Consider the following 23,132-nt stretch of genomic DNA (forward strand, 5'->3'; position numbering starts at 1 on the left):
CACTTGCTGCTCCTACGACAGGGGTTGTCTACCTATCGGCGGTCGAGGCGGCCCAACTGTTCACCCGGTCGTGTTGATCAACTCCAGCCGGCTGGCGGTGCGGGCGAGGTGCTTGTCCGCCAACACGTCCACGACGTTCGCGAACCGCTGCCTGGCCTCTCGGCCGGCACGTGGTCACGAACCGTTCCCCCGCATCGGCCTACGATCGACCCCGTGAGCAATGTCGAGGCCGAGCCCGCAGAAGTGACGTGCACCTCCACCTCCGGCGGCGTGGAAGTGCTGACCCCGCGCGACGTCCCGCTGGGCGGCCCGCGCGCGATGTCGGTGCGCCGGACGCTGCCCCAGAAGCAGCGCTCACTGATCGGCGCCTGCTGCTTCTGCGACCACTACGGCCCGGACGACGTCACCATGGACGTGGCCCCGCATCCCCACACGGGCCTGCAGACCGTCAGCTGGCTGTTCACCGGCGAGATCGAGCACCGCGACAGCCTCGGCGTGCACGCGTTCGTCCGCCCCGGCGAGCTCAACCTCATGACCGGCGGCAGCGGCATCTGCCACTCCGAGCAGTCCACCGCCTCGTCCTCGGTCCTGCACGGCGTGCAGCTCTGGCTCGCCCTGCCCGACGCCCACCGCGACGCGCCGCGCGACTTCCAGCACTACGTCCCGCCGACCGTGGTGGCGGACGGCGCCTCGATGCGCGTGTTCCTCGGCTCGCTCGCGGGTTCGACGTCCCCGGTGCGGACGTTCACGCCGTTGCTCGGCGTCGAGATCGTGCTGTCCGCCGGTGCGTCGCTGACCTTGGACGTGGTGCCGTCGTTCGAGCACGGCGTCCTGCTCGACACCGGCGACGTGGCACTGGGCGAGACCGCTCTGGAGCCCGGCGACCTCGGCTACGTCGGCACCGGTCGTCCGACGCTGACGCTCTCGTCGGCCGGCGGCGCGCGGGTCGTGCTGCTGGGCGGCGTGCCGTTCGGCGAGGAGATCGTCATGTGGTGGAACTTCGTCGGGCGCACGCACGACGAGATCGCCGCGTTCCGGGAGGAATGGCAGGCGGAGACCGACCGGTTCGGCCGGGTCGAGGGCTACCCCGGCGCCCGCCTGCCGGCACCCCCGCTGCCGGGCGGCCGGCTGCGGCCCCGCGGCAACCCGGCCTGACCCCGGCATCACTTTGCGTGCCGAATTAACTACGGAAAGCGCCTCCATCTTTAACCGGAATTAAGGTTCCCCACCTCACGCCGTCCCGGCATTCGAGCCGTCTCATCTCGTGACCTCGTCCACAGATGACCGAACCCGACCAGGGCGAATATAACAAAATGCCTGGTCAGAGCACCTGGGCCACGCCGTCTCACCTGGCCGTCGCCACTGCATGTGAAAAGTCATACTCGAGGACCATTGAAAATCACGTTCCGATCCATTTTCCTGATCGGGGCATCCACGGAGGCTGCCGGACGTCTTAGGGGGCATGAGGAACGTGACACGAGTGGGCGCCGACTCGACATTCGCCTTCATCGCTCCGTCCGGGCGCCCGCTGCCCGTCGACGTCGAGCTCGGCTACCGCGCCGACGACCCGCACGCCGTGACCATGACGTTCCGGATGGGACGCCAGGAGACCGTGTGGCTCGTGAGCCGGGACCTGCTCGCCGACGGGTTGATCACCACCAGCGGCGCGGGTGACGTGCGGCTGCGGCCCCACAACTCCACGACCGCCGTGCTCGAACTGCGCTCCGACGTGTCGCAGGCCGTGTTCCACGTGCGGTCCTCCGAGCTGCAGGAGTTCCTGAACTCCACCTACGACGTGGTCTCCCCCGGTTGCGAGAGCGACTACGTCGACTTCGACGCGGAGCTCCGCAAGCTGATCGACTAGCGCGTTTTCACCCGAACGAGCCCGTACCATGGAGTAATTCCAACCCATACGTTCGAAGTCGTGACAGTGACGACTTCCACCGCGTACAGCAGGGATCTGGGCGACGAGCTGCGCCGCCTCCGGCAGAGGTTCACCGGTTTGAGGGGCCGCGCGATGGCGCTGCAGCTCGGCTGGGACCCGAGCAAGGTCTCCAACCTCGAGCACGGCAAGATTCGCGGCAGCGACATCGACCTCGCGCAGTACCTCACGGTCTGCGGCAAGGACATCGACTACTTCGAGGACTTCCTCCGCCGCTACCACAACGCCTTCGACCCGTACCTCGCGCAGACGCCGGACACCACGCGCACGCTCGCGATGACGGAGGCGATGGCCACCGGCATCACGGCCTACGACGTTCTCACCGTGAACAGCCTCCTGCAGACGCCGAACTACGCGCGCGCCCTGCAGGCCGCGACCGGGCAGGCCGTCGAGGACCTGGACAGGCAGGCGGTCATGCGCCGCCCCAACGGCCCCAAGTGCGTCTTCTACCTGCACGAGCTGGCGCTGCGGATGCGGCTCGGCACCAAGCAGGTCATGGAGGAGCAGTACGTGTGGCTCCTGGCGAACTCCGCCATCATCCGCGTCGTGCCGGAAGAGGCGGCCACGGCGGCGTTCCAGTCGGCGTGCACGCTGTTCGAGTTCGAGAAGGCGCCACCGCTCGTCTACGCGGAGTCCGGCCTGGCCAAGGTCTTCGCCCAGGGCGAGACCGCCGTCGAACGCGGCCGCGCGCTCTTCGACCTCCTCGGCGAGATCGCCCTGGACGAGAACCAGACGCGGCGCAAGCTCGCGGAGTACCGCGGGCCCACACCGCTGCGTGCCCTGGCGGCTCAGTAGCCGTACACGAGGTCGAACGCGAGCTGCGGGTCGAACTTGCCCGCCTCGACACCCGGCGCCTTGCCGCATCGCCCGTCCGAGTCGCCGGGGACCTTGACCCACAACAACATCTCCGCACCGCCACCGGTACGGGCGGGCGTGCCGAGCTTGCGCCCGCCGGGGTTGCACCACTCGCCGTTGTGCCCGTTGCCGTTGCGGCTGGTGTCGATCACGTACGGCTTGGTGTAGCCGGGCAGCGCACCGCTGACCGAGTTGCCGTACGCCGTCGAGGCCGCGGTGGTGTGGTAGTTCGACACGTTGATCGAGAAGCCGCGGACGTTGCGCACACCGGCTGAGTCCAGGCGGCCGGCCATGGTCGCGGCCGGCACCCACTGCGCGTTGCCCGCGTCGAGGTAGGCCCACGTGTTGGGCGCCTTGGCCCTGAACTGCTCGGCGGCGTACTTGATCATGGCCGTGCGCTCGGCGACCTTGCCGCCGTCCATGCAGCCGAAGTCCGCCAGCGAGTCAGGCTCGATCACCACGACGGCCGGCCGCGTGCCGATCGCCGAAGCGAAGGAGGAGATCCAGGTCCGATAGGCCTCAGGCGTCCCCGCGCCGCCGCCGGAGTGGCCACCGCACGCGTCGCGGCCGGGGATGTTGTAAGCGACCAGCACGGGCAGCTTGGTGCCGGTCCTGTTCACGTAACCGCTGACAGCGGTCCTGATGTCGCCGCTCCAGGCGCCGAACCAGCGGGCGATCGGCTTGGTCGAGATGTTCGCTTTGATCGCGGCCTGTCGCCCGTCGCCCGCGTGGTCGCGCACCCACACGGCGGGGTTGGAGTCGGGGTCGACGTAGAAGCCGTCAGTCATGCCGACGGGGCTGGCGGCGTGCGCGGCCGGGGCCGTGGCGACGACGGCCAGCAGGGCCAGCGCGAGTGCTCTGATCATGGCTCCGACCCTCGCGCAGGGCGCCTAAGGGGCGGTAAGCCGAGGTTGAAACGGCAGGCAGCGGCGTGCGGCGGCAGACAGCGGCGCACAGCGGCCGTCACGACGCGAACACCCCGGCCCGCAACGGCAGACAGCGGCACGAGCAGCCCGGCCGTCACGGCACGAACACCCCGGCCCGCCACGGCAGACAGCAGCTACGGCGCGAGCAGCCCGGCCTGCAACGGCAACAGCGGCGCGGCCACCCGAGCCAGCGGCCCACTCCGCACCACTCCCCCACCCGGCCCGGCGAACGGCGCTGCCGGGTCGAGCGAGTCCGGCATCCGGGCCCACACGGCCCACCGCTCGTCCCACGCCTGGATCACGTCGAGCTGCCCGCCGGGAAGGAACCGGGCCAGGTGCACCCCTGCGACCTGCCCGGTGTTCCCCAGCAGCGGGAGCAGCCGGAAGCCGCCTTCCCGCCGCAACCTCTCGATCAGCTCCGCGCTGTCCATCTCATCTCGCCGCCAACTCCGAGTCAGCCCGATAAGACTCGACCGCCGCGTCACGTTCGGCCGAAGACCACCCCAGCGGACCAGCGATCAGATCGGCGACCTCACCGGCGACCGACGCACCGAAGTCCAGGTGCTCCATGGAGATCCGGGTCCGCCGGGCCAGCACGTCCTCCAGCCCCAGCGCGCCCTCGTGCGTCACGGCGTACACGATCTCCGCCGCCAGGTACCCGGCAACGGGCGTGGCGAGCGAAGAGTCCTGCGCGATCATCGCCAGCAGGTCGGACACGGCCGAGCCGTAGCGGCGCAGCAGACGCTCCACAGTGGACGTGGGCAGACCGGACTCCGCGGCGACCCGAGCCCGGTCCGCCCACAGCTCCTGGAAACCGACGGCACCGCACAACGGCAGGCGCGCGGTCAGGGAGGGCGCCACCGCACGCCCGAGGCCGGAAACAGCCGCGTTCACGACGTCCGCGGCCATCACGCGGTAGGTCGTGTACTTGCCGCCCGCGATCACGAAGAACCCCGGCTCGGGCTGCGCGACGGCGTGTTCGCGGGAGAGCTTCGACGTGTCGCTCGACGCTCCGGCGAGCAACGGCCGCAGGCCCGCGTACGTGCCCACGACGTCGTCCACCGACAACGGTTGCCGAAGTACGGCGTTGACGTGGTCCAAAATATAAGAGACGTCCTCGGAAGTGGCGACCACGTCCTCGGGCGAACCGGAGTACGGCGTGTCCGTGGTGCCGATGATCCAGTAGGCGCCCCAGGGGATCACGAACAGCACCGACTTCTCGGTCTGCGTGATCAGCCCGCCGTCGAGCTCGATCTTCGACCGCTCCACCAGCACGTGCACGCCCTTGGACATCCGCACGTGGAACGGCGGCGTGCCGGGCGACATCGAGTTCAGCGAGTCGGTCCACACCCCGGTCGCGCTGATCACCCGCCGGGCCCGCACGACGTGCGTCACGCCGGAGAGCTCGTCGCGCACCGAAGCACCGGAAACCCGGCCCTCCGAACGCAACAGCGACGTGACCCGGGCGCGCGAGACGACCGTGGCGCCGTGCTGGGCGGCCGTGCGGACCAGCGTCGTCACGAGCCGCGCGTCGTCCATCTGTGCGTCGTAGTAACGAATGGCGCCGGCGAACGCGGAGGAGTCCACGGACGGTCCGACCGAGGCCATCTTGCGGCGGGAGAGGTGCCGGTGCATCGGCACTGCCCCGGCGCCGCCGATCGAGTCGTACAGCAGCACGCCCGCGCCGACGTAGGCGCGTTCCCACTGCTTCTTCAACGGAAAGAGGAACGGCACCGGCCGCACCAGGTGCGGTGCGAGCCGGCGCAGCAGCAACCCGCGTTCCTTCAGAGCTTCCCGGACCAGCTTGAACTCCAGCTGCTCCAGGTACCGCAGCCCGCCGTGGACGAGCTTGCTGGACCGGCTCGACGTGCCCGCCGCCCAGTCGTCGGCCTCGACCAGGGCGACGGAGAGGCCGCGCGACGCCGCGTCGAGAGCAGCGCCCGCGCCGACCACCCCGCCTCCGACGACGAGGACGTCGAACTCCGTGCTGCCCAGCGCTTCGAGCGAGCGGGCACGGCGAGCCGGATCCAGCCTTGCGAACAACTTCTTCAGCTCCTAAGGAAAGAAGTCAGCGAACGTCGGCGTCGACCCAGTCGAACGACTTGGTCACGGCCTTCTTCCAGTTGCGGTACTCGCGCTCGCGCTCGGCGGAGTCGAGTTCCGGCGTCCAGCGCTTGTCCTCGGACCAGTTGGCGCGCAGCTCGTCGAGCGACGACCAGTAGCCGACGGCCAGGCCGGCGGCGTACGCGGCACCGAGAGCGGTCGTCTCGGCGACCACGGGACGCACGACCGGCACGTCCAGGACGTCCGCCTGGAACTGCATCAGCAGCTCGTTCGCGACCATGCCGCCGTCGACCTTCAGCTCGGTCAGCGGCACGCCGGAGTCGGCGTTCATCGCGTCCAGCACCTCGCGGGTCTGGAACGCCGTCGCCTCCAGCACGGCCCGCGCCAGATGACCCTTGTTGACGAACCGGGTCAGGCCGACGACGGCACCGCGGGCGTCCGCTCGCCAGTACGGCGCGAACAGACCGGAGAACGCCGGCACGAAGTACGCGCCACCGTTGTCGTCCACCGTCTTGGCCAGCGTCTCGATCTCCGCGGCCGAGCCGATGATGCCGAGGTTGTCGCGCAGCCACTGCACCAGCGAGCCGGTGACCGCGATCGAACCCTCGAGGGCGTAGACGGGAGCCTCGTCGCCGATCTTGTAGCAGACGGTCGTGAGCAGGCCGTTCTTCGAGGCGACCTTCTCGGTACCGGTGTTGAGCAGCATGAAGTTGCCGGTGCCGTAGGTGTTCTTGGCGGTACCGGGCTCGTAGCAGGCCTGGCCGAACGTCGCCGCCTGCTGGTCGCCGAGGATGCCGGCGATCGGCACGCCCTTGAGCACGCCGCCGGGGCCGCCGTTGCCGTAGACCTCCGAGGAGGAACGGATCTCCGGCAGCATGGACAGCGGGATGCCCATGTCGGCGGCGATCTCCGCGTCCCAGGACAAGGTGTCGAGGTCCATCAGCATGGTCCGCGACGCGTTGGTGACGTCCGTGGCGTGCACGCCGCCGTTGGGGCCGCCGGTGAGGTTCCACAGCGTCCACGTGTCGGTGTTGCCGAACAGCAGGTCGCCGGCCTCGGCACGCTCACGGGCGCCCTCGACGTTGTCGAGGATCCAGCGGATCTTGGGGCCGGAGAAGTAGGTGGCCAGCGGCAGGCCGACCTTCGCCTTGTAGCGCTCGGCACCGCCGCCGAGGGCACCGAGCTCCTCGACGATCGCCTGGGTGCGGGTGTCCTGCCAGACGATCGCGTTGTAGACGGGCTCGCCGGTGTTCTTGTCCCACACCACCGCGGTCTCGCGCTGGTTGGTGATGCCCACGGCGGCGAGGTCACCGGTGTTGAGGTCGGCGGCGGAGAGCGCCTGGCCGATCACGAACCGGGTGTTCTCGGAGATCTCCACCGGGTTGTGCTCGACCCAGCCGGCGCGCGGGAAGATCTGCTCGTGCTCCTTCTGGCCCACGGCGACGATGGAGCCGCTGTGGTCGAAGATGATCGCCCGCGTGCTGGTCGTGCCCTGGTCGACGGCGAGAACGTACTGCGTCATCGAAACTGTCCTTTCCGGATGGTCAGATCAGAACGCGAGCGAGGCGATCACACCGGCGAGCGCGCCACCGATGATCGGGCCCACGACCGGCACCCAGGAGTAGCTCCAGTCGGAGTCCTTCTTGCCCACCGCTTCACCGTCGGTTCCCTTGTAGGACAGGGGAAGCAGCGCGTGCGCGATGCGCGGGCCGAGGTCACGGGCGGGGTTGATCGCGTAACCGGTGGGGCCACCGAGCGACGCACCGATACCGACGACGAGCATGGCCACGGCCAGCGGGCCGAGCTGGGTCGGCGTCTTGCCGAGCGCGAGGACCACGAAGACCAGGACGAACGTGCCGATGATCTCGCACACCAGGTTCCAGGTGTAGCTGCGGATCGCCGGGCCGGTGGAGAACACCGCGAGCTTGAGGCCCTCGTCGGGCGTCTCGTCGAAGTGCGGCTTGTACGCGAGCCACGCGAGCACGGCACCGAGGAACGCGCCCACCATCTCACCGGCGAAGTAGACGAGCGTCGAGCCCACGCCGACCGGCACACCGGGTGCGAACTCGTCCGCGCCGCTGGTGAGGATGCCGATCGTCACGGCGGGGTTGAGGTGCGCGCCCGACTTGTAAGCGATGTAGACACCGGCGAAGACGCCGAGGCCCCAACCGAAGTTGATCAACAGCCAGCCGCCGTCGAAACCCTTCGACTTGGCGAGCAGCACGTTGGCCACCACACCCGCACCCAGCAACAGCAAGATGCCCGTACCGAGCACCTCGCTGAGGAACACTGTCCCGAGACCCACGCTGGCCTCCCATTCGTCCTTGAACGGCTGATCACCACGTGGTGATTGAGGCGGAACGTAATGACCCACGTCACGCCTGCTCAACAGGGACGTTTCGACAATGTCGACACCTGCGACCCCCGAAGGTGTGACCGAGTGGTCACGCTGTGCGCAGGCAAGGCGTTTCGGGCCTGTTTCCAGGGGTGACGGGCGCCTTAGCTGTTCGACATTGCCGACACGGGTCGTCTCAATTACGTTTCTCGCGTGCCGGGACCCATCCAGTCGATCGAACGAGCCGCAGCCGTGCTGCGGCTGCTGGCGCGTGGCTCCGGCCACCACGGTCTCACAGAGATAGCCGACTCGCTCGGTCTCGCGAGGGGCACCGCGCACGGGATTCTCCGTACGCTGCAACGGGTCGAGTTCGTCGAGCAGGATCACACGACCGGGCGATACCGGCTCGGCGCCGCGCTGCTGCACCTGGGAACGTCCTACCTCGACGCGAACGAGCTGCGTTCTCGATCGATCAACTGGGCCGACACGCTCGCCGCGCGGTCCGGCCAGGAGGTCCGGATCGGCATGCACCACGACGGCGCCGTGCTCGTCGTGCACCACGTGTTCCGTCCCGATGACTCTGTGCAAACACTCGGCATCGGCGCGATGCTGCCGTTGCACGCCACCGCGCTGGGCAAGGTGTTACTCGCCTACGACCCGGACCTGTCGGCGGCCGCACGCCGGCGGGAGCTCACGTCGTTGACGCGCAGGACGATCACGCGCACCCAGATGCTGGAGCGCGTGCTGACCGAGGTGCGCGGGCAGGGCTGGGCCGGCGAGGCCGAGGAGTACATGCCGGGCGAGGCCAGCATCGCCGCGCCGATCCGGATCCCCGGCGGCCTGGTGATCGGCGCGATCGGCATCTCCGGCGCGGCGGACCGCCTGTGCGACTCCACGGGACGTCCGCGTGCGACGCTGGTGCGTCAGGTCGTGCAGGCCGCGGAATCCGTCACCACTTCGCTTGTCGACGAGAACTGAAAGGCTCGCCGTGCAACGGTTCGTAATGGCGATCGACCAGGGCACGACGTCGACGCGCTGCATCGTGTTCGACCAGAACGCCCGCCTCGTCGCGGTCGCCCAGCGCGAGCACCGGCAGTACCACCCGCGGCCTGGCTGGGTCGAGCAGGACGCCGTGGAGATCTGGCGCAACGTCGACCGGATCGTGCCGCAGGCGTTGCGGCAGGCGGGGATCAGCGCCGACCAGGTCGTCGCGATGGGCATCACGAACCAGCGCGAGACGTTCGTGCTGTGGGACCGGCACACCGGTGTCCCGATCGGACGGGCGATCGTCTGGGAGGACATCCGGACCGAGGACCTCGTCACCGAGCTCGGCAAGAAGCAGGGCATCGAGGAGGTCCGCGACCGCTGCGGCCTGCCGCTCGCGACGTACTTCTCGGCGCCGTCGCTGCGGTGGATGCTCGACAACGTGGCCGGGCTGCGCGCGAAGGCCGACCGCGGCGACGTCCTGTTCGGCACCATGGACACCTGGCTGATCTGGAACCTCACCGGCGGCGTCAGCGGCGGCCTGCACGTCACGGACGTGACCAACGCGTCGCGGACGATGCTGATGAACCTCTCGACGCGGCAATGGGATCCGATGCTGCTGGAGTTCTTCGGCGTGCCGTCCTCGATGCTGCCGGAGATCCGCCCGTCGTCCGAGATCAACGGCAGGACGACGCGGGTGGTGCCGGGCATCCCGATCACCGCGGCTCTGGGTGACCAGCACGCGGCGCTGTTCGGGCAGACCTGTTTCGAGAAGGGGTCGATCAAGGGCACGTACGGCACCGGTGGGTTCCTGCTGATGAACACCGGCACCGAGCTGGTGCGGTCGAAGCACGGGCTGCTGACGACGATCGGCTACCAGATCGGCGGTGAACCGACGTACGCGCTGGAGGGCTCGATCGCCGTCGCCGGGTCGCTCGTGCAGTGGTTCCGCGACAACCTCGGGCTGATCCACAGCGCGCCGGAGATCGAGACCCTGGCGCGCACGGTGAAGGACAACGGCGGCTGCTACATCGTGCCGGCGTTCTCGGGCCTCTTCGCGCCGCACTGGCTCTCGCAGGCGCGCGGGCTCGTCGTCGGGCTGACGTCGTACATCAACAAGGGCCACCTGGCGCGAGCCGTGCTGGAGGCGACGGGCTGGCAGACCCGCGAGGTGGTCGACGCGATGAACGCCGACCTCGGCGTGCCGACGCCGGTGCTGAAGGTGGACGGCGGGATGACCGCCGACCACCTCCTCATGCAGTTCCTGGCCGACGTGCTGGACATCCCGGTGATGCGGCCGCTGGTGGCGGAGACCGTGTCACTGGGCGCCGCGTACGCCGCGGGTCTGGCCGCCGGGTACTGGCCGGACCTGGAGGGGTTGCGCAGGAACTGGCACCTGGCCGCGCGGTGGAACCCGGCGATGGACGCCCGGCACCGCGAGGACGAGTACGCGAACTGGAAGCGGGCCGTGGAACTCACGTTCGCGTGGGCCCGCTCCACTCCGTCCAATTAGGTCTGCTGTTCGGGCGTCCGCGAGACGCGCCTCCACAGCCAGGGTCAGGAGCGTTGCTTGCGCACCCACGCGGCGACGTCGTCGGTCTCGATCGGCAGCGCGTCGGACAGGATGTCCGCGCCGGTCGACGTGACGACCAGGTCGTCCTCGATGCGCACGCCGATGCCGCGCAGCTCCGGCGGCAGCGTCTCGTCGTTCGGGTGGAAGTACAGGCCGGGCTCGACCGTCAGCGCCATGCCGCGTTCCAGGATGCCCTGCTGGTAGGTCTCCTGGCGGGCGTCGGCGCAGTCGTGCACGTCGAGGCCGAGGAAGTGCCCGGTGCCGCAGACGATGTAGCGGCGGTGGTGCTGGCCGGACGGGTCGAGCGCCTTGTCGACGCTGACCGGCAGCAGGCCCCAGTCGTGCAGGCCCTCGGCGAGCACGCGCATGGCGGTGTGGTGGAACGCGCTGTAGTCGTTGCCCGGCCGGACCTCCGCGAGCGCGGCGACGTGCGACTTCAGCACGAGGTCGTACACCTGGCGCTGCGGCGCGCTGAACTCGCCGCTGACCGGGAACGTGCGGGTGACGTCGGCGGTGTAGAGGGAGTTCATCTCGACGCCGGCGTCGAGCAGCAGCAGGTCGGCGTCGTTCACGCGGCCGTCGCAGCGCGTCCAGTGCAGGACCGGGGCGTGCGGGCCGGCGGCGACGATCGAGGTGTAGCCGGGGCCCTTGCCCTCGGTGCGGGCGCGGCGGTCGAACGTGCCCTGCAGCCAGCGCTCTCCCCCGCCGCGCACGGCCTGGCCGAGCTCCATGGCGACGTCGGCGAAGCCCTTGACCGACGCGTCGACGGCCTGGCGGAGCTGGTCGATCTCCCAGTCGTCCTTGATCCGGCGCAGCTCGGCGAGCACGGTGCGCAGCTCGTCGCTGTGCGAGCCGGTCAGCGCGTCGAGCAGCGGGTCGACACCCTTGGCGACGAGCGTCTCCGGGTGGCGGCCGCGCAGGGCGTTCGCGAGGTCCTCCAGCGGCCGGGCCGTGATGCCGAGCGCCTGACCCCACTCCTTCGGACCGGCGGCGGCGCCGATCCAGAACGGGCTGCGGTCGGCGTCACCGAAGAAGTCGACGCTGTGGGTCTCGCTCGGGACCGGCACGAACAGCGTGGCGTCGTCGTCGGTCAGCACCAGCACGGCGCCCTCGACCTGGCAGCCGGTCAGCCACACGAAGTCGCTGTCGGCGCGGAACTCGTGGAACGTGTCGTTGGACCTGACGTGCGCGCGCCCGGCCGCCAGCGTGATCCGCTTGCCCGGCAGCGCCTGCACGAGCCTGGCGCGGTGAGCCGCGGCCGCCTCGGCCGTGCCCCGGGGCAGGTCGACGGAGCTGTCCCACTCACCCCAACCGTCGCGGATGTACGTGCGGAAACCGTCCGCGTCCACCAGTTTCGCCATGTCGCGGCGTGTCCGAGCCAATTCGCGTCCTCTCAGAGTGGTCCTTCCTGCCACCCTTCCTCCTACCGGAGGGGTCTCGCCAATCCAGATCGGGGATAGCCTCAGGCTATGGAACTGGAGATCCGGCACCTGCGGGCGATCTGCGCCATCGGCGACGCGGGCAGCCTGTCGCGCGCGGCCACGCAGCTCGGCATCTCCCAGCCCTCGCTCACCACCCTGCTGCAGCGGGTGGAACGCCTGGTCGGCGGCAGGCTCTTCGACCGCGGCCGCGCCGGCGCCGAACCCACGGCGCTGGGCGCCCAGATGCTGCAGCGGGCCCGGTTGCTGCTGGTCGAGCTGGACGCGTTCGGTTCGGACATGACCCAGCGAGACGGCCCGTCCCGGCTCGGCTCGGTGCACATGGAGTGCGTCGCCCCGCTGTACACCCGGCTGGAGGCAGTGCTCCCCGACATCACGCTCGTGGTCGATCCGTCCTCGACGGGCCTGGCGCTGGCGCTGGCGAACGGTCACCTCGACGCGGCGGTCATCGCGGTCGACGAGGACGGCGACCTGGGGTTGCCCCGTGGGGTGGCACAGCGGATCGTCGTGCCGTGGGTACCGGTGTACATCGCCATTCCCGCTGCTCATCGCCTTGCTTCTCAGCGCGAGGTGGAGCTCGCCGACCTGGCCGGGGAGTCGTGGGTGGGACCGCCGGGTGCCGAGGACGGCTCGCTGACGGCGCTGCGCGCGGCGTGCCGGGCGGTGGGGTTCGTGCCGCGGATCCGGTTCGAGATGCCGAGCGGCGCGGGCCGCCAGCTGATCGCGGCGGGCAAGGCGGTACAGCTGGTCGAGCCGACGTCGCAGGGCGGTCCGGGGGTGGCGGTGCGACCGATGGCGGGGGCGCCGATGCGGATGCGGCTGGTGTTCGCGTGGCGGCGGGAGCGGCTGACCTGGAGTCAGGCCAGCCGCGTGTTCGCCGAGGTGCTCGGTGCCTATTCGGATCAGGCGCTGGCGAGCCCGGTGTTCCGGCCCTGGTGGGAGGAACGGGGCGCGGCCCTCACCTCAGCCGGCTGACGTCAGTTCACGGACCCGAGCCAGGCGTACCAGTCAGCGTCGTAGCGGTTGCCGATCACCCGCGTCAGGTGGTCCCGGGCGCCCGCCCAGTCCCCTGCCCGGTAGTCCGCCAGCACCGCCGCGACGTCGGCCGGGTGCTTCTCCACGAGGTACCTGACCGCCAGGTAACCCCAGTGGTAGACCCTCTTGGTGTCATGGTCGTAGGTGGTGTCGAACAACGTGCTCAGCGCGTACGTCCGCTTCTTCGCCTCGGCCAGCGCGTCGGCGTAGACCTCGCCCCGGTAGCTGTACGAGAGGTACTCGGCGAAGCCCTCGATCCACCACACCGTCGGCGTGGTCATGTTCTCCTCGAAGTCGCCGTACAGGTCGAACCGGCCGTCGAGGTAGTGGGTGTACTCGTGGTTGAGGTTCCAGATCGCGAACGTGGGCAGCCAGTCGGCCTCGTGCGCGATGAACCGCGCCTGGTTCAGCGCCGGGTCGCCCTCCAGGTACATGCCGCCGTTGTTGGTGGAGATGCCGAACAGCACCCCGGCGTACGTCCGGTAGTCGTTGCCGGTGTTGAAGACGACGACCTCCAGCGACGTGTTCCGGTCACCGGCAACGGGTCCCGGATCGCGCACGACCCGGTGGAACGCCGCATCCTGCCCGGCCAACGACGAACAGGTCCGGCGCAGCTGCGTCCGGGTGAGCTGCTGGGCGCGGATCTTCAGCGTGGCACTGCAGGTGTGCCGGACGGTGAGGACGCGACGGTCGATCCGAGCGCGGAAGTCGCACGTGCCGTAGCGGCGGCAGTTCGCCTTGTCGTACCAGTCGACCATCTCCGCGACGCCCACCCACATCGGGGCGAGCCGGCCGACGACGTCACCGCGCGAAGCCAGGTCCGCGAGCAACGGGCGGACGCGCGGTGCGATGTCGTTGTGCTGCAAGAACCTGCCCAGTTCGCGGGTCGCGTTCTGGACGAGGTACTGGCGGTCGGTGCCGAAGAGGTCCAGGTGTCCCAGCACGAACCGGCGCAGCGCCCGCAGGACCTCCGGCTCGGCGCGCACCGCGGCGAGGAACTCCGGCTGGGCGTGGCCGTAGTAGAGCAGCAGCATGCCGGCGTGCACGGCCTCGTCGTCGGCGCTGGTGTAGGTGTCGAGCAGACGGGTCAACGCGCGCAGTTCGGCCGGGTAGTCGGCGACCGCGGCGGTGTAGATGGTCGAGTCGGGAGCGGCGCTGTAGATGGTCGAGTCGGGCGCGGCGTGCAGGATGGTCCTGGCGACAGCGGGCGGCAGCAACGGGCTGTTCGGCGTGCCCGGAGCGGCGGCCTGCGCCACACCAGGAGCCAGCAACCCGGCCAGCAGAGCCAGGACCAGGGCGAGTGATCTCATCAGGGTGTCCTCCGCAGGGTTCGAGGTGCCCCCGAGCGTCACACCGGCCGCCGCCCCGGAATCATCCCTTCCGCTCATAGCGCGCTGCTATGGAACCACCCGTGACTGGTCCGGCTTCGTCGGTTCGGCGAACAGCAGGTGCCGCACGTGCGCGGGTCCCTTGGCCAGCGCACGAGCCGTGTCCTGGTTCTGCTGGTCCACGACGGTGCCGCGTTCGACGTGCTGGCGCAGATGCTCCTGCCACGTCGCCACGATGAAGGTCTCCAGGAACGTCCCGGGCTGCTCGGTGTCCCGGAACAACCCCCACATCGTCGCCCCGGTGCGCCTGCGGGCCCGGCCGACGCGCTGCATGGCGTCGATGAACGCGTCCTCGTTCTCCGGCGCCACCGGCCACTCCACCGTGACCAGCACGGGGCCGGCGGCGGTGTCGGTGATCTCCGGCGGCGCCTCCCAGTACGTGGCGGGACTGACGTCGAGCGGCCGGTCGTTCAGCGGCAGCCACCTGGTCGCCGCGAGCGCCAGCACGACCATCGCCACCGCGGGCACGATCATGGCCACCTTGAGGCTGTACGCGACCGCGATGGCACCCCACACGACCGCCCCCAGCGCCTGACCGCCCATGAGGATCAGCTGGTAGTAGGCCAGCGCCCGCGCCCGTGTCCACGCGGGCAGCAGGACCTGCGCGGTGGCGTTGAACGTCGACAGCGTGGCGATCCAGCAGGCCCCCGTCAGCAACATCGCCACGATCACCAGCGCGAAACTCGGCGTCAGCACCGCCGTGCTCGTCGCTCCCGCGTAGACGAACGTCGCGAACAGGACCATCCGGTTCTTGCTCATGCGCCGCAACAGTTTCGGCACCACGAACGCGCCGCCGATCGCCCCTGCACCGACACTGCCGAGCAGCACGCCGTACCCGCCGGCGTCGAGTCGCAACGGGCCGCGCGCGATCGCCGGCAGCAGCGCCCACAACCCGCTGCCGAACACGATGAACAACGTCAGCCGCGTGAGCACGCGCCGGAACAGCGGCGAACTGGCCACGTACCGCGCGCCCGTCCGCATCGCGGTCGTGATGTGCTCCGCGCCGAGCGGCCGGTGGTCCGACGGCCGCTTCCACCGCGTGAGCACGATCAGCACCCCGAGGAAGCTGACCGTGTTGAACGCGAACGTCGCCTCCGGCCCCGCCAGCGCGATCAGCAACCCGCCGAGCGCGGGCCCGATCGCGCGCCCGACGTTCATGTTGACGCCGTTGAGCAGCGCGGCCTGCGGAATCTCCTCGCGCGACACCAGTTCCGGCTGGATCGCCTGGAACGACGGCATCGACAACGCCTGCCCGATCGCCATCAGCGCGAGCAACCCGAGCAGGCTCGCCGGCGTGGCCCTGCCGGTGCCCGCGAGCAGCATCAGCCCGCCCGCGCCCGCCAGCATCAACGCCTGGCCGGAGATCAGCACGTGACGCCGGTCGAGGATGTCGCCCAGTGCCCCGAACGGCACCACGAGCAGGAACACCGGCAGCGTCGTGGCGGTCTGGACGAGCGCGACCTGCAGGGCGCTGCCACCGAGGTCGCCCATGAGCCACTGGGCGCCGACGGTCTGCGCCCACGTGCCGATGTTGGAGGCGAACTGGGCGAGCCACAGCGCACGGAACGCGTTGTGGCGCAAGGGTGCCCACGAGGAGACGGTCACTCGCCGATCTTCACATCCGCGGGTGCCGCTTGCCGAACGCCGCGACCACTTCTTTCGGTCAACACTGAAGCTACCGAGAGAACTACGCCTCGCGTACGCAAGTGATTTGGATCACATCGCTACCGAGGACCCTGCCGCCGCGGACGCATGAACGGGCGGCGGGTGTCCGCCCTGTTCACGTCCTGAAAGCGCTCTCGGAACCTGCGAAAACAAGCGTTCACCCTGCCTGCGTTCGCCCGGAATCTGCCCGATTCCCCGGACCACGACAGATTGTGAACATTCGTCTCAACCGGGTGCGTATTCGCTCAATGGTGAACGGTTGCCCCAATTCTGCTTGATACTGCGCGCAAAGCAGGCAGAGCAGAAAGGTTCCGAGCACTCGTGATCACGCCCGAGTACTTGCTGTCGACCCGCGAGTTCGAGGTGCTGTGGCAGACGCTGCGGCTCGGCAGAATGCCGTACCCGCTCGACGTGCCCAGCGAAGGAGCGACCGAGCAGGACGTCAAGGCACTGCAGGACAGGACGATCGCCGGCCTGCGCCGGCGCGGCATCGCCGGCGACGTGCGGCTGGAGGACCTGCTGCAGGTGCTCGGCGACCACGAGGTGTCCGTGGACGCCGTCGCCGGGCTCGACCGGACGGTGCGGGCGCTGGCCGCGTCCAGCGGAGACCAGGCCGTGCTCGCCGTCATCGACGGCGACAACGTCGGCCTCTCGCAGATCAGGGCCACGGCGCTGGCCCGCGAGATCGTCCGGGTGCTGCCCGAGGGTGTCGCGGGCCCCGGCAGCGCGCTGTCCGTGCGACTGGAGACGTTGCAGGAGGCGGTCGCACTGCAGGAGGCCGAGCAGGAGGAGGACTCCGAGGACCCGTGGGGCGCGGCCGACGAGGAACTGGACGACCGCGAGGCGTTGCTGAAGGCCGGACTGTCCGCGCAGGACGCGCGCCAGATGGACGAGCTGGCGCAGAACCGGGTCGCGGGTGGCCAGTTCGGCGTCACACACGGGCGGCACCGCGCCGACGTGGTGATCAACTGGTTCGACACCCACCAGGGCCGTTACCTGATGGTCCGCTCCGACGGCTGGCTCAGCCTGTCGCCCACCGACAACGACCGGATCGCGACGCGGATCGACGCGGTGCTGGCCTGAAGGTGAACGCGGTGCGTCCCAGCGCACAACAATGATCCAAAACGGTCAGGACGGGCGTACTCTCCGGAGTGCGCCCGTGCTCTTGTGCCGGTCCAAAGGTTCAGCCGATCCGGTGAACGCCGAACCAGCTGGTGACGGACCTCAAGAGAGCCCTAAATCCGCGTGAATGGCTGATGTGATTTGGGTCACAGCACCCCAGGTCAAGAGCCGTTCCAGGGATGCGAACAGAGATCGAGAGCCCGAACGGGCAGCACCCGGAGAGCGCTCCCACAACCAGCGCAAACGATCACGCCCGTTACTCCATGTTCACCCGACCGTGGCCCGTTTCGGTCCGTGGCAACGCATTGTGAACACGGGTCTCAATTGGTAACTCGCACGCCGCAAAGTAAGCGTTGCGCCAAAAGACACCCGATACTGCCCGCATGTACATCGTCGGTGACAAAGACGCTGTCCCGCTCGGGGACACCGTCAGCTCGGGTCAGGTGCAGATCGACCCGGACGCGGGCGAGGAACTACGCAAGCAGTTCCAGGCCCAGATCGACCAGGTCGACTCCTGGATCGAGCGCGCCAACACGAGCATCGCCCGCCCCGCACCGCTCGGTGCGAACCCGGTCGGCGACAAGATGCGCGACAAGTTCACCCATCGTGCCGAGGGTGAGCAGTACTCGTTCGTCAGTGTCATGACCGCGTACCGCACGGTTCTGGAGCAGACGAAGAACTCGATCGTCGAGGCGATCGGCAACTTCACCAGGCTCGACGAGGACCAGCAGGCCGAACTGAAGAAGCACATGGGTAACAGCTGATCTAGTGGCGCGACCCGGAAAGCTGGCGAGGCAATCCGCGCTCAGCAGGGCGCCTCGCGGCGCCGCCCCCACGCCCCCGTACCACCAGTACGAGGACGTGGGGCCGACACCACGATGCACCCGCCTGACCCCGAATTCCCCCGGCAACTTTCCGGGCCACACCACCAGTGGCCAGCTGATCCAACGGAGTGAGAGGCGAGCCGGTCATGCCCCCCGAGACCGACCCGAGCGAAGTCGAGAACGTCCCGGTCCTCACGGACCCGCAGAACTGGGCGTCTCGATCGCACCAAGAGCTGTATGCCGCGGTGCACAACAACAACGACCCCGGTCAGGCCGGCCAGATCAGCTCCGACTGGGGCAAGTACGGCAACGAGCTGACCGAGGCGTCCCGAGTCATCAACTCGGTCATCACCTCGTCCGAGTCGAAGTGGACGGGTGCCGCCGCCGAGGCCGCCCGCGCCGCGATGAAGAAGCTCGGGACCTGGGTCGACGAGACCGCGCGCACGGCCGTCGAGGTCGGTCACAAGGTCGCCGACCAGGGCCGTGTCATGGAGACCGCCAGGGCGCAGATGCCCCAGCCCGTCCAGTTCGACTGGAACAAGGCCGCGGCCGCGCTCTCCCAGCCCGGCACGCCCGCCTTCGTGCTGGCCTCCGCCGACATCCAGGCCGCCAACGCCGCCTCGCGCGCGGCGCACGACCAGGCGGTCGGCGTGATGACCAACATGGAGAACAACTCCCGGCAGATCGACTCGTCGACGCCCGTCTTCAAGCCGCCGTTCAACCCGAACACCGGCAAGGTCGAGGAACCGGTCATGGCGGTGCCGCGCTCCGGCGCGGCCGCGCTCAGCAACGGCGTGGACGGCCTCATGTCGACCCAGACGGCGAGTGCCGGCACGGCGACGGCCGCTCCGCTCGGCCAGCAGTCGGGTTCCGGCACCAGCGGCGTGACCAACGGCGGCGCGGGCGGCGGCAGTGGCGTGAACCAGCCCGCCGCGGCGGCCTACTCGCCTTCCGCTCCTGGCTACACCGGACCCGGCGGTGCGGGTGGGGGCGCCGGTGGCGGCAGCAGCTACACGCCTCAGATGGGCAACACGAACACGAACACCGCCGCGGCCTACACGCCGACCGCCCCGGGCTACAACCCCGGCAGCACGCACACCAGCGGCAGCGGTGGTAGTGGCGGCGGCAGCAGTTACACCCCGCAGATGGGTCCCGGCTACACGCCGCAGATGGGCCCCGGTGGCAAGACGAACACCGGTGGCAACCAGAACATCCCGAAGCCCCCGGTCGTCGGCCGCGACATCGCGAACCCGAACTACACCCCGCAGAACATCAAGGGTGGTCCCGCTCCCTACACGCCGACGGCGCCCGGTTACAACGGTCCCGGTGGCGCGGGCGGCGGCGCCGGTGGTGGTGGCGGCGGTGGCGGTGCCGGTGGCGGCGCGGGCGCGAAGGGCCCCATGCCGTACACCCCGCAGATGGGTGCCGGCGGTGGTGGTGGCGGCGCGTTCGGCGGCGGCGCGGGCGGTACCGCGGGTGCCGGTGGTGCCGGTGGTGGCGCGATGCAGCCCGGTGGTGGAGCCGGTGTCCAGGGCCAGGCAGGCCGTGGCGGCATGCCGATGGGCATGGGTCCCGGTGGCGCCGCGGCGGCCGGTGCCGGCATGGGCGCGGGCGCGCCGATGGGTGGTGCTCCCGGAGCCGGTGGCCGTGGCGAGGAGGACAAGGAACACCGTTCCGCCAGCTACATCATGGGCGGCGACCTGTTCGAGGTCCCCGGTGAGAACCTGCCCCCGTCGGTGATCGGTGCCGCGAAGGTCAAGAAGCAGAAGGGGGCCGAGTCGTCTTGATCACGCCCGAGTTCCTGCTCTCGCCCCGCGAGTTCGACGTCCTGTGGCACGGCCTGCGGCTCGGCAGAGTGCCCTACCCGCTCGACGTGCCGAACGAGGGTGCGACCGAGCAGGAACGCCGCGTGCTCGTCACGAAGACGATGGACGACCTGCGGTCGCGGGGCCTCGTGGACAACGACCGCCTTGAGGACTTCCTGCGGCTGCTCGCCGACCACAGGGTGTCCGTGGACGCCGTCGCCGGTCTCGACCGCACGGTGCGGGCGCTCGCCGTCTCCAACGGTGAGCGCGCCGCGCTGGCGATCATCGACGACGACCGGGTCGGGCTGCTGGAGATCCGGGAGACCGGTATCGCCCGCGAGATCGTCAAGGTGCTGCCCGACGCCGTGCCCGGTCCGGGCACGGCGGTGAACGTGCGGGTGCAGTCGCTCCAGGACGCCGTCGTGCTGCAGGAGGCCGAGGAGGCCGGCCCGGACGACGACCTGTTCGGCGACGGCCAGGTGGACGACCAGGAGGCGCTGCAGCAGGCCGGTCTGTCCGCGCAGGACGCGAAGCAGTTCGGTGAGCTCGCGTCGAACCGCGTCGCGGGCGGCCAGTTCGGCGTCACCCAGGACCGCCAGCGGTCGGGTGTCGTCATCAACTGGTTCGACACCCACCAGGGCCGTTATCTGATGGTCAACTCGGACGGCTGGCTCAGCCTGTCGCCCACCGACAACGACCGCATCGCCACCCGAATCGACGCCGTGCTCGCGTGAACTGACGCGTCACAGCCGAACCGCAGTCGAACCGCCGCCGCCGGAGGACCGTGTGAACCCCGCGAACCCCTATCAGTGGGTCGAAGAGTACGAGGCCAAGCTGGCCGACCTGAAGCAGAAGTCGGAGGACCTCACGGAGAACTTCGCGGCGTCCTCCGCCACCGTGACGTCGAAGGACGGCGCGGTGACCGTGACGGTGGGTCCCAACGGCGGTCTGCAGAACCTGCAGCTGGGACACCGCGCGGTCGAGCTGGGCGGGTCCCGGCTCACCGCGTTGATCCTGGAGACCGCTCGTGCGGCCCAGAAGCAGGCGGCACAGCAGGTCCTCGAGCTCTTCAAGCCGCTCGGCGAGGGCACCGAGGCCTACCAGATGGTCTCGGACTCGATCCCGGACGACGAGGCCGAAGAGGACACCGACCCGTACGACGAGGTCGACGACGAGCCGGAACCCGCTCCGGCTCCCCCGGTCAGCCGACCGGCGGCGGCCCCGCAGCCCGCCGCGGCACCGCGTCGCCGGCGTGCGGACGACGAAGACGACGACGACAACCAGCCCTGGTAAGGAACAGCGATGCCTGAAACTCCACTCCCGTCTCCTCCCGGGATGAAGATCACCGAGGAGAACAAGCTCAAGGGCTCGCTGTTCATCGAGGCCTACGGCAGCCTGATCGACGGCATCAGCAAGGACGCCGAGTCCGAGACCGAGAAGGCGCTGGACATCACGTTCAACGCCATCGGTGCCGCCTCGGCCACGGTGATGCTGGCGATCGACCCGCTCGGCAGCATCATCGGTGCCGGTGTCGGCTGGCTGATCGAGCACGTGTCGTTCCTGCGTGACGCCCTGAACCAGCTGATGGGCAACCCGGAGGAGATCCAGGCCAACGTCGACGCCAACAAGGCCCGCGCGGCCGAACTGCGGGTGCTGGCCGAGGACCACAAGAGCGGCCTCGCGACGTTCGACGGCTGGACGGGCACGTCGTCAGAGCGCTTCAAGGCGTCCATGGACGGCATGGGCCAGGAGCTCGACGACCTCGCGAACGCCGTCGAGAGCAAGGCCAAGATCGTCGCGATCATGGGCATGCTCGTCACGGTGCTGCGTGACATCGTCCGCGACCTGATCGCCCAGCTGATCGGTTCGCTGATCGGTGGCGCGCTGATCGCCGCCGCCATGATGATCCCGACCTTCGGTGCCTCGATCGCGATCTTCGGTGGCTTCGCGGTCGGCAAGGCGGTCGCGCTGGGCGTGAACATCGCGTCCCGCGTGGCTCGCGTCGTCGCCGCCCTCGGCCGTCAGATGAAGCGCATCGGCGACCTCGACGACATCATGGCCAAGATCAGCAAGGGCTGGAACCGCTTCGAGAACTCCGCCGACGTCGCCGAGATCACCTACGAGGGCTACAAGGCCCAGGACGGCGTCAACAAGGAGATCGACAAGGCGATGGAGGGCAGGGGCGGTGGCGGCAACCAGCCTCCCGGTGCGACCGACGGCACCGGCACCGCCAGCGCGACGATGGCGAACGCCCGTGTCGGCACGGTCCAGCAGGAAGGGACCGCGCAGGCCACGCTCGCGAACGCTGTCCTGAGGCCGGCGGAGGCGGACCAGCCGGTGCAGGCCTTCAGGCGGGTCGCGGAGCCGATGCAGCCCATGCGCGCTGTCCGTGCGATGGACGCGGTCGAGCCGATGCAGGCCCGCATGGCCGTGGCCGCAGAACAGCCGATGCAGGCGCGCATGGCCGTGGCCGCAGAACAGCCGTTGCAGGCGCGCATGGCCGTGAGTGCAGAACAGCCGTTGCAGGCGCGCATGGCCGTGAGTGCAGAACAGCCGATGCAGCCGCTGCAACGCACCGCCATGATCGCAGAACAGCCTGTACAGGCGTTCCAGCACACGCAGCAGATGGAAGCCGTGCAGCCGATGCAGCGAGCGGAGGCGCTCCAGGCTCCCGTGGCGTTCTCCCGTTCGGAGGCTTCGGACTCGACGATGGTGTCGGGCGTCAGCATGACCTCGGGGACGCCGGCGTACGAGGCCGTCCAGCCGATGCAGGCGCGTGAGATGTACATCAGCCCGGAGACGCCGTCCGAGCCGTTGCAGGCCCAGTCGGGTTACGAGCCGCTCGCGCGCACGCAGATGTCGCACGCGTACGACGCCCTCGAGCCGTCGCAGTACGCGCGCGTCGACGCCGAACCCGTCTACGAGAGCGTCAACCCGCTCATGGCGAGCGAGCCGCTGCAGCAGACCACGGCGTACGAGGCGGCCGGCGGTGCCGCGGCCCAGCCTCTGCGGCCGACCATCGCGCACGAGCGTTCCGTCCGGCCGACAGAGTAAGTCCCAGCCAACAGCCGGGATCCCGCGATCCCGCCTTGTTCTGACGCAGCACTGGAGAATCGCCGCTCATGGCCAAGGGGAACGTCACTCCCAGCCCGTCGCCGAGTCCGGGTTCGAACCC

20 protein-coding genes are annotated in these 23,132 nt (G+C 69.6%); 12 read left to right on the forward strand and 8 right to left on the reverse strand.

Annotated elements, in window-relative coordinates; translation table 11 throughout:
- Nucleotides 1-213: 213 nt before the first annotated feature.
- The 3 genes from BLR21_RS06705 to BLR21_RS06715 all read left to right on the forward strand — a co-directional run bounded on the left by BLR21_RS06705 (nt 214) and on the right by BLR21_RS06715 (nt 2,737).
- Nucleotides 214-1,155 (forward strand): pirin family protein, encoded by a 942-nt coding sequence (locus tag BLR21_RS06705; RefSeq protein WP_090004805.1) that lies wholly within the window; start codon nt 214-216, stop codon nt 1,153-1,155.
- A 307-nt stretch (nt 1,156-1,462) separates the two neighbouring features.
- Nucleotides 1,463-1,864 (forward strand): SsgA family sporulation/cell division regulator, encoded by a 402-nt coding sequence (locus BLR21_RS06710; protein WP_030475895.1) that lies wholly within the window; start codon nt 1,463-1,465, stop codon nt 1,862-1,864.
- A 60-nt stretch (nt 1,865-1,924) separates the two neighbouring features.
- Nucleotides 1,925-2,737 carry a helix-turn-helix domain-containing protein gene (locus BLR21_RS06715; RefSeq protein ID WP_143027634.1) on the forward strand — a complete coding sequence of 271 codons (813 nt, stop codon included), beginning with the start codon at nt 1,925-1,927 and terminating at the stop codon, nt 2,735-2,737.
- Here the strand turns inward: BLR21_RS06715 and BLR21_RS06720 are convergent.
- The 5 genes from BLR21_RS06720 to BLR21_RS06740 form a co-directional block, all read right to left on the reverse strand.
- Nucleotides 2,731-3,663, reverse strand: coding sequence for a glycoside hydrolase family 6 protein (locus tag BLR21_RS06720; RefSeq protein WP_090004807.1), 933 nt, complete (start codon nt 3,661-3,663; stop codon nt 2,731-2,733). The genes BLR21_RS06715 and BLR21_RS06720 overlap by 7 nt on opposite strands.
- A gap of 194 nt (nt 3,664-3,857) precedes the next feature.
- Nucleotides 3,858-4,154: a hypothetical protein gene (locus tag BLR21_RS06725; protein WP_090004808.1), complete on the reverse strand. Its 297-nt coding sequence runs from the start codon at nt 4,152-4,154 to the stop codon at nt 3,858-3,860.
- A 1-nt stretch (nt 4,155) separates the two neighbouring features.
- A complete protein-coding gene (locus BLR21_RS06730; protein WP_090004809.1) occupies nt 4,156-5,766 on the reverse strand; it encodes a glycerol-3-phosphate dehydrogenase/oxidase in 1,611 nt (536 codons plus the stop codon).
- Between the two features lie 25 nt (nt 5,767-5,791).
- Nucleotides 5,792-7,309, reverse strand: a complete 1,518-nt coding sequence (gene glpK / locus BLR21_RS06735; protein WP_090004810.1) for a glycerol kinase GlpK — start codon at nt 7,307-7,309, stop codon at nt 5,792-5,794.
- 27 nt (nt 7,310-7,336) lie between these two features.
- Nucleotides 7,337-8,092 (reverse strand): MIP/aquaporin family protein, encoded by a 756-nt coding sequence (locus tag BLR21_RS06740; protein WP_090004811.1) that lies wholly within the window; start codon nt 8,090-8,092, stop codon nt 7,337-7,339.
- Between the two features lie 243 nt (nt 8,093-8,335).
- On the opposite strand from BLR21_RS06740, the gene BLR21_RS06745 reads away from it, so the two are divergent.
- Together BLR21_RS06745 and glpK (BLR21_RS06750) are read left to right on the forward strand one after the other, a co-directional pair.
- Nucleotides 8,336-9,100: an IclR family transcriptional regulator gene (locus BLR21_RS06745; protein WP_030475902.1), complete on the forward strand. Its 765-nt coding sequence runs from the start codon at nt 8,336-8,338 to the stop codon at nt 9,098-9,100.
- Nucleotides 9,101-9,125: 25 nt separating this feature from the next.
- Complete coding sequence (glpK, locus tag BLR21_RS06750; protein ID WP_090004812.1) at nt 9,126-10,619, forward strand: glycerol kinase GlpK; 1,494 nt, start codon at nt 9,126-9,128, stop codon at nt 10,617-10,619.
- A 44-nt stretch (nt 10,620-10,663) separates the two neighbouring features.
- Here the strand turns inward: glpK (BLR21_RS06750) and BLR21_RS06755 are convergent, their stop codons facing one another.
- Complete coding sequence (locus BLR21_RS06755) at nt 10,664-12,040, reverse strand: aminopeptidase P family protein (protein ID WP_090004813.1); 1,377 nt, start codon at nt 12,038-12,040, stop codon at nt 10,664-10,666.
- 108 nt (nt 12,041-12,148) lie between these two features.
- On the opposite strand from BLR21_RS06755, the gene BLR21_RS06760 reads away from it, so the two are divergent.
- The gene (locus BLR21_RS06760; RefSeq protein ID WP_090004814.1) at nt 12,149-13,093 is read left to right on the forward strand and encodes a LysR family transcriptional regulator; all 945 of its coding nucleotides are present in this window, start codon (nt 12,149-12,151) and stop codon (nt 13,091-13,093) included.
- 2 nt (nt 13,094-13,095) lie between these two features.
- On the opposite strand, the gene BLR21_RS06765 is transcribed toward BLR21_RS06760, so the two are convergent.
- Nucleotides 13,096-14,463: a collagenase gene (locus BLR21_RS06765; protein ID WP_256334510.1), complete on the reverse strand. Its 1,368-nt coding sequence runs from the start codon at nt 14,461-14,463 to the stop codon at nt 13,096-13,098.
- A gap of 87 nt (nt 14,464-14,550) precedes the next feature.
- Nucleotides 14,551-16,146 (reverse strand): MFS transporter, encoded by a 1,596-nt coding sequence (locus tag BLR21_RS06770; protein WP_090004816.1) that lies wholly within the window; start codon nt 16,144-16,146, stop codon nt 14,551-14,553.
- A gap of 381 nt (nt 16,147-16,527) precedes the next feature.
- Between BLR21_RS06770 and BLR21_RS06775 the strand changes: the two genes are divergently transcribed.
- The 6 genes from BLR21_RS06775 (at nt 16,528) to BLR21_RS06800 (ending at nt 23,011) form a co-directional block, all read left to right on the forward strand.
- Nucleotides 16,528-17,289 (forward strand): ESX secretion-associated protein EspG, encoded by a 762-nt coding sequence (locus BLR21_RS06775; RefSeq protein WP_090004817.1) that lies wholly within the window; start codon nt 16,528-16,530, stop codon nt 17,287-17,289.
- A gap of 422 nt (nt 17,290-17,711) precedes the next feature.
- Nucleotides 17,712-18,092 carry a hypothetical protein gene (locus BLR21_RS06780; RefSeq protein ID WP_090004818.1) on the forward strand — a complete coding sequence of 127 codons (381 nt, stop codon included), beginning with the start codon at nt 17,712-17,714 and terminating at the stop codon, nt 18,090-18,092.
- A 206-nt stretch (nt 18,093-18,298) separates the two neighbouring features.
- Nucleotides 18,299-19,939, forward strand: a complete 1,641-nt coding sequence (locus BLR21_RS06785) for a PPE domain-containing protein (protein WP_143027635.1) — start codon at nt 18,299-18,301, stop codon at nt 19,937-19,939.
- Nucleotides 19,936-20,691, forward strand: a complete 756-nt coding sequence (locus BLR21_RS06790; protein WP_090004820.1) for an ESX secretion-associated protein EspG — start codon at nt 19,936-19,938, stop codon at nt 20,689-20,691. Before BLR21_RS06785 ends, BLR21_RS06790 begins: the two co-directional genes overlap by 4 nt.
- 52 nt (nt 20,692-20,743) lie before the next feature.
- Nucleotides 20,744-21,250, forward strand: a complete 507-nt coding sequence (locus BLR21_RS06795) for a YbaB/EbfC family nucleoid-associated protein (RefSeq protein ID WP_090004821.1) — start codon at nt 20,744-20,746, stop codon at nt 21,248-21,250.
- Between the two features lie 42 nt (nt 21,251-21,292).
- Complete coding sequence (locus BLR21_RS06800) at nt 21,293-23,011, forward strand: hypothetical protein (RefSeq protein WP_090004822.1); 1,719 nt, start codon at nt 21,293-21,295, stop codon at nt 23,009-23,011.
- Nucleotides 23,012-23,132: the final 121 nt, after the last annotated feature.

Origin of the sequence: Lentzea albidocapillata subsp. violacea, assembly GCF_900100275.1 — a bacterium.
GTDB classification, from domain to species: Bacteria; Actinomycetota; Actinomycetes; order Mycobacteriales; family Pseudonocardiaceae; genus Lentzea; species Lentzea violacea.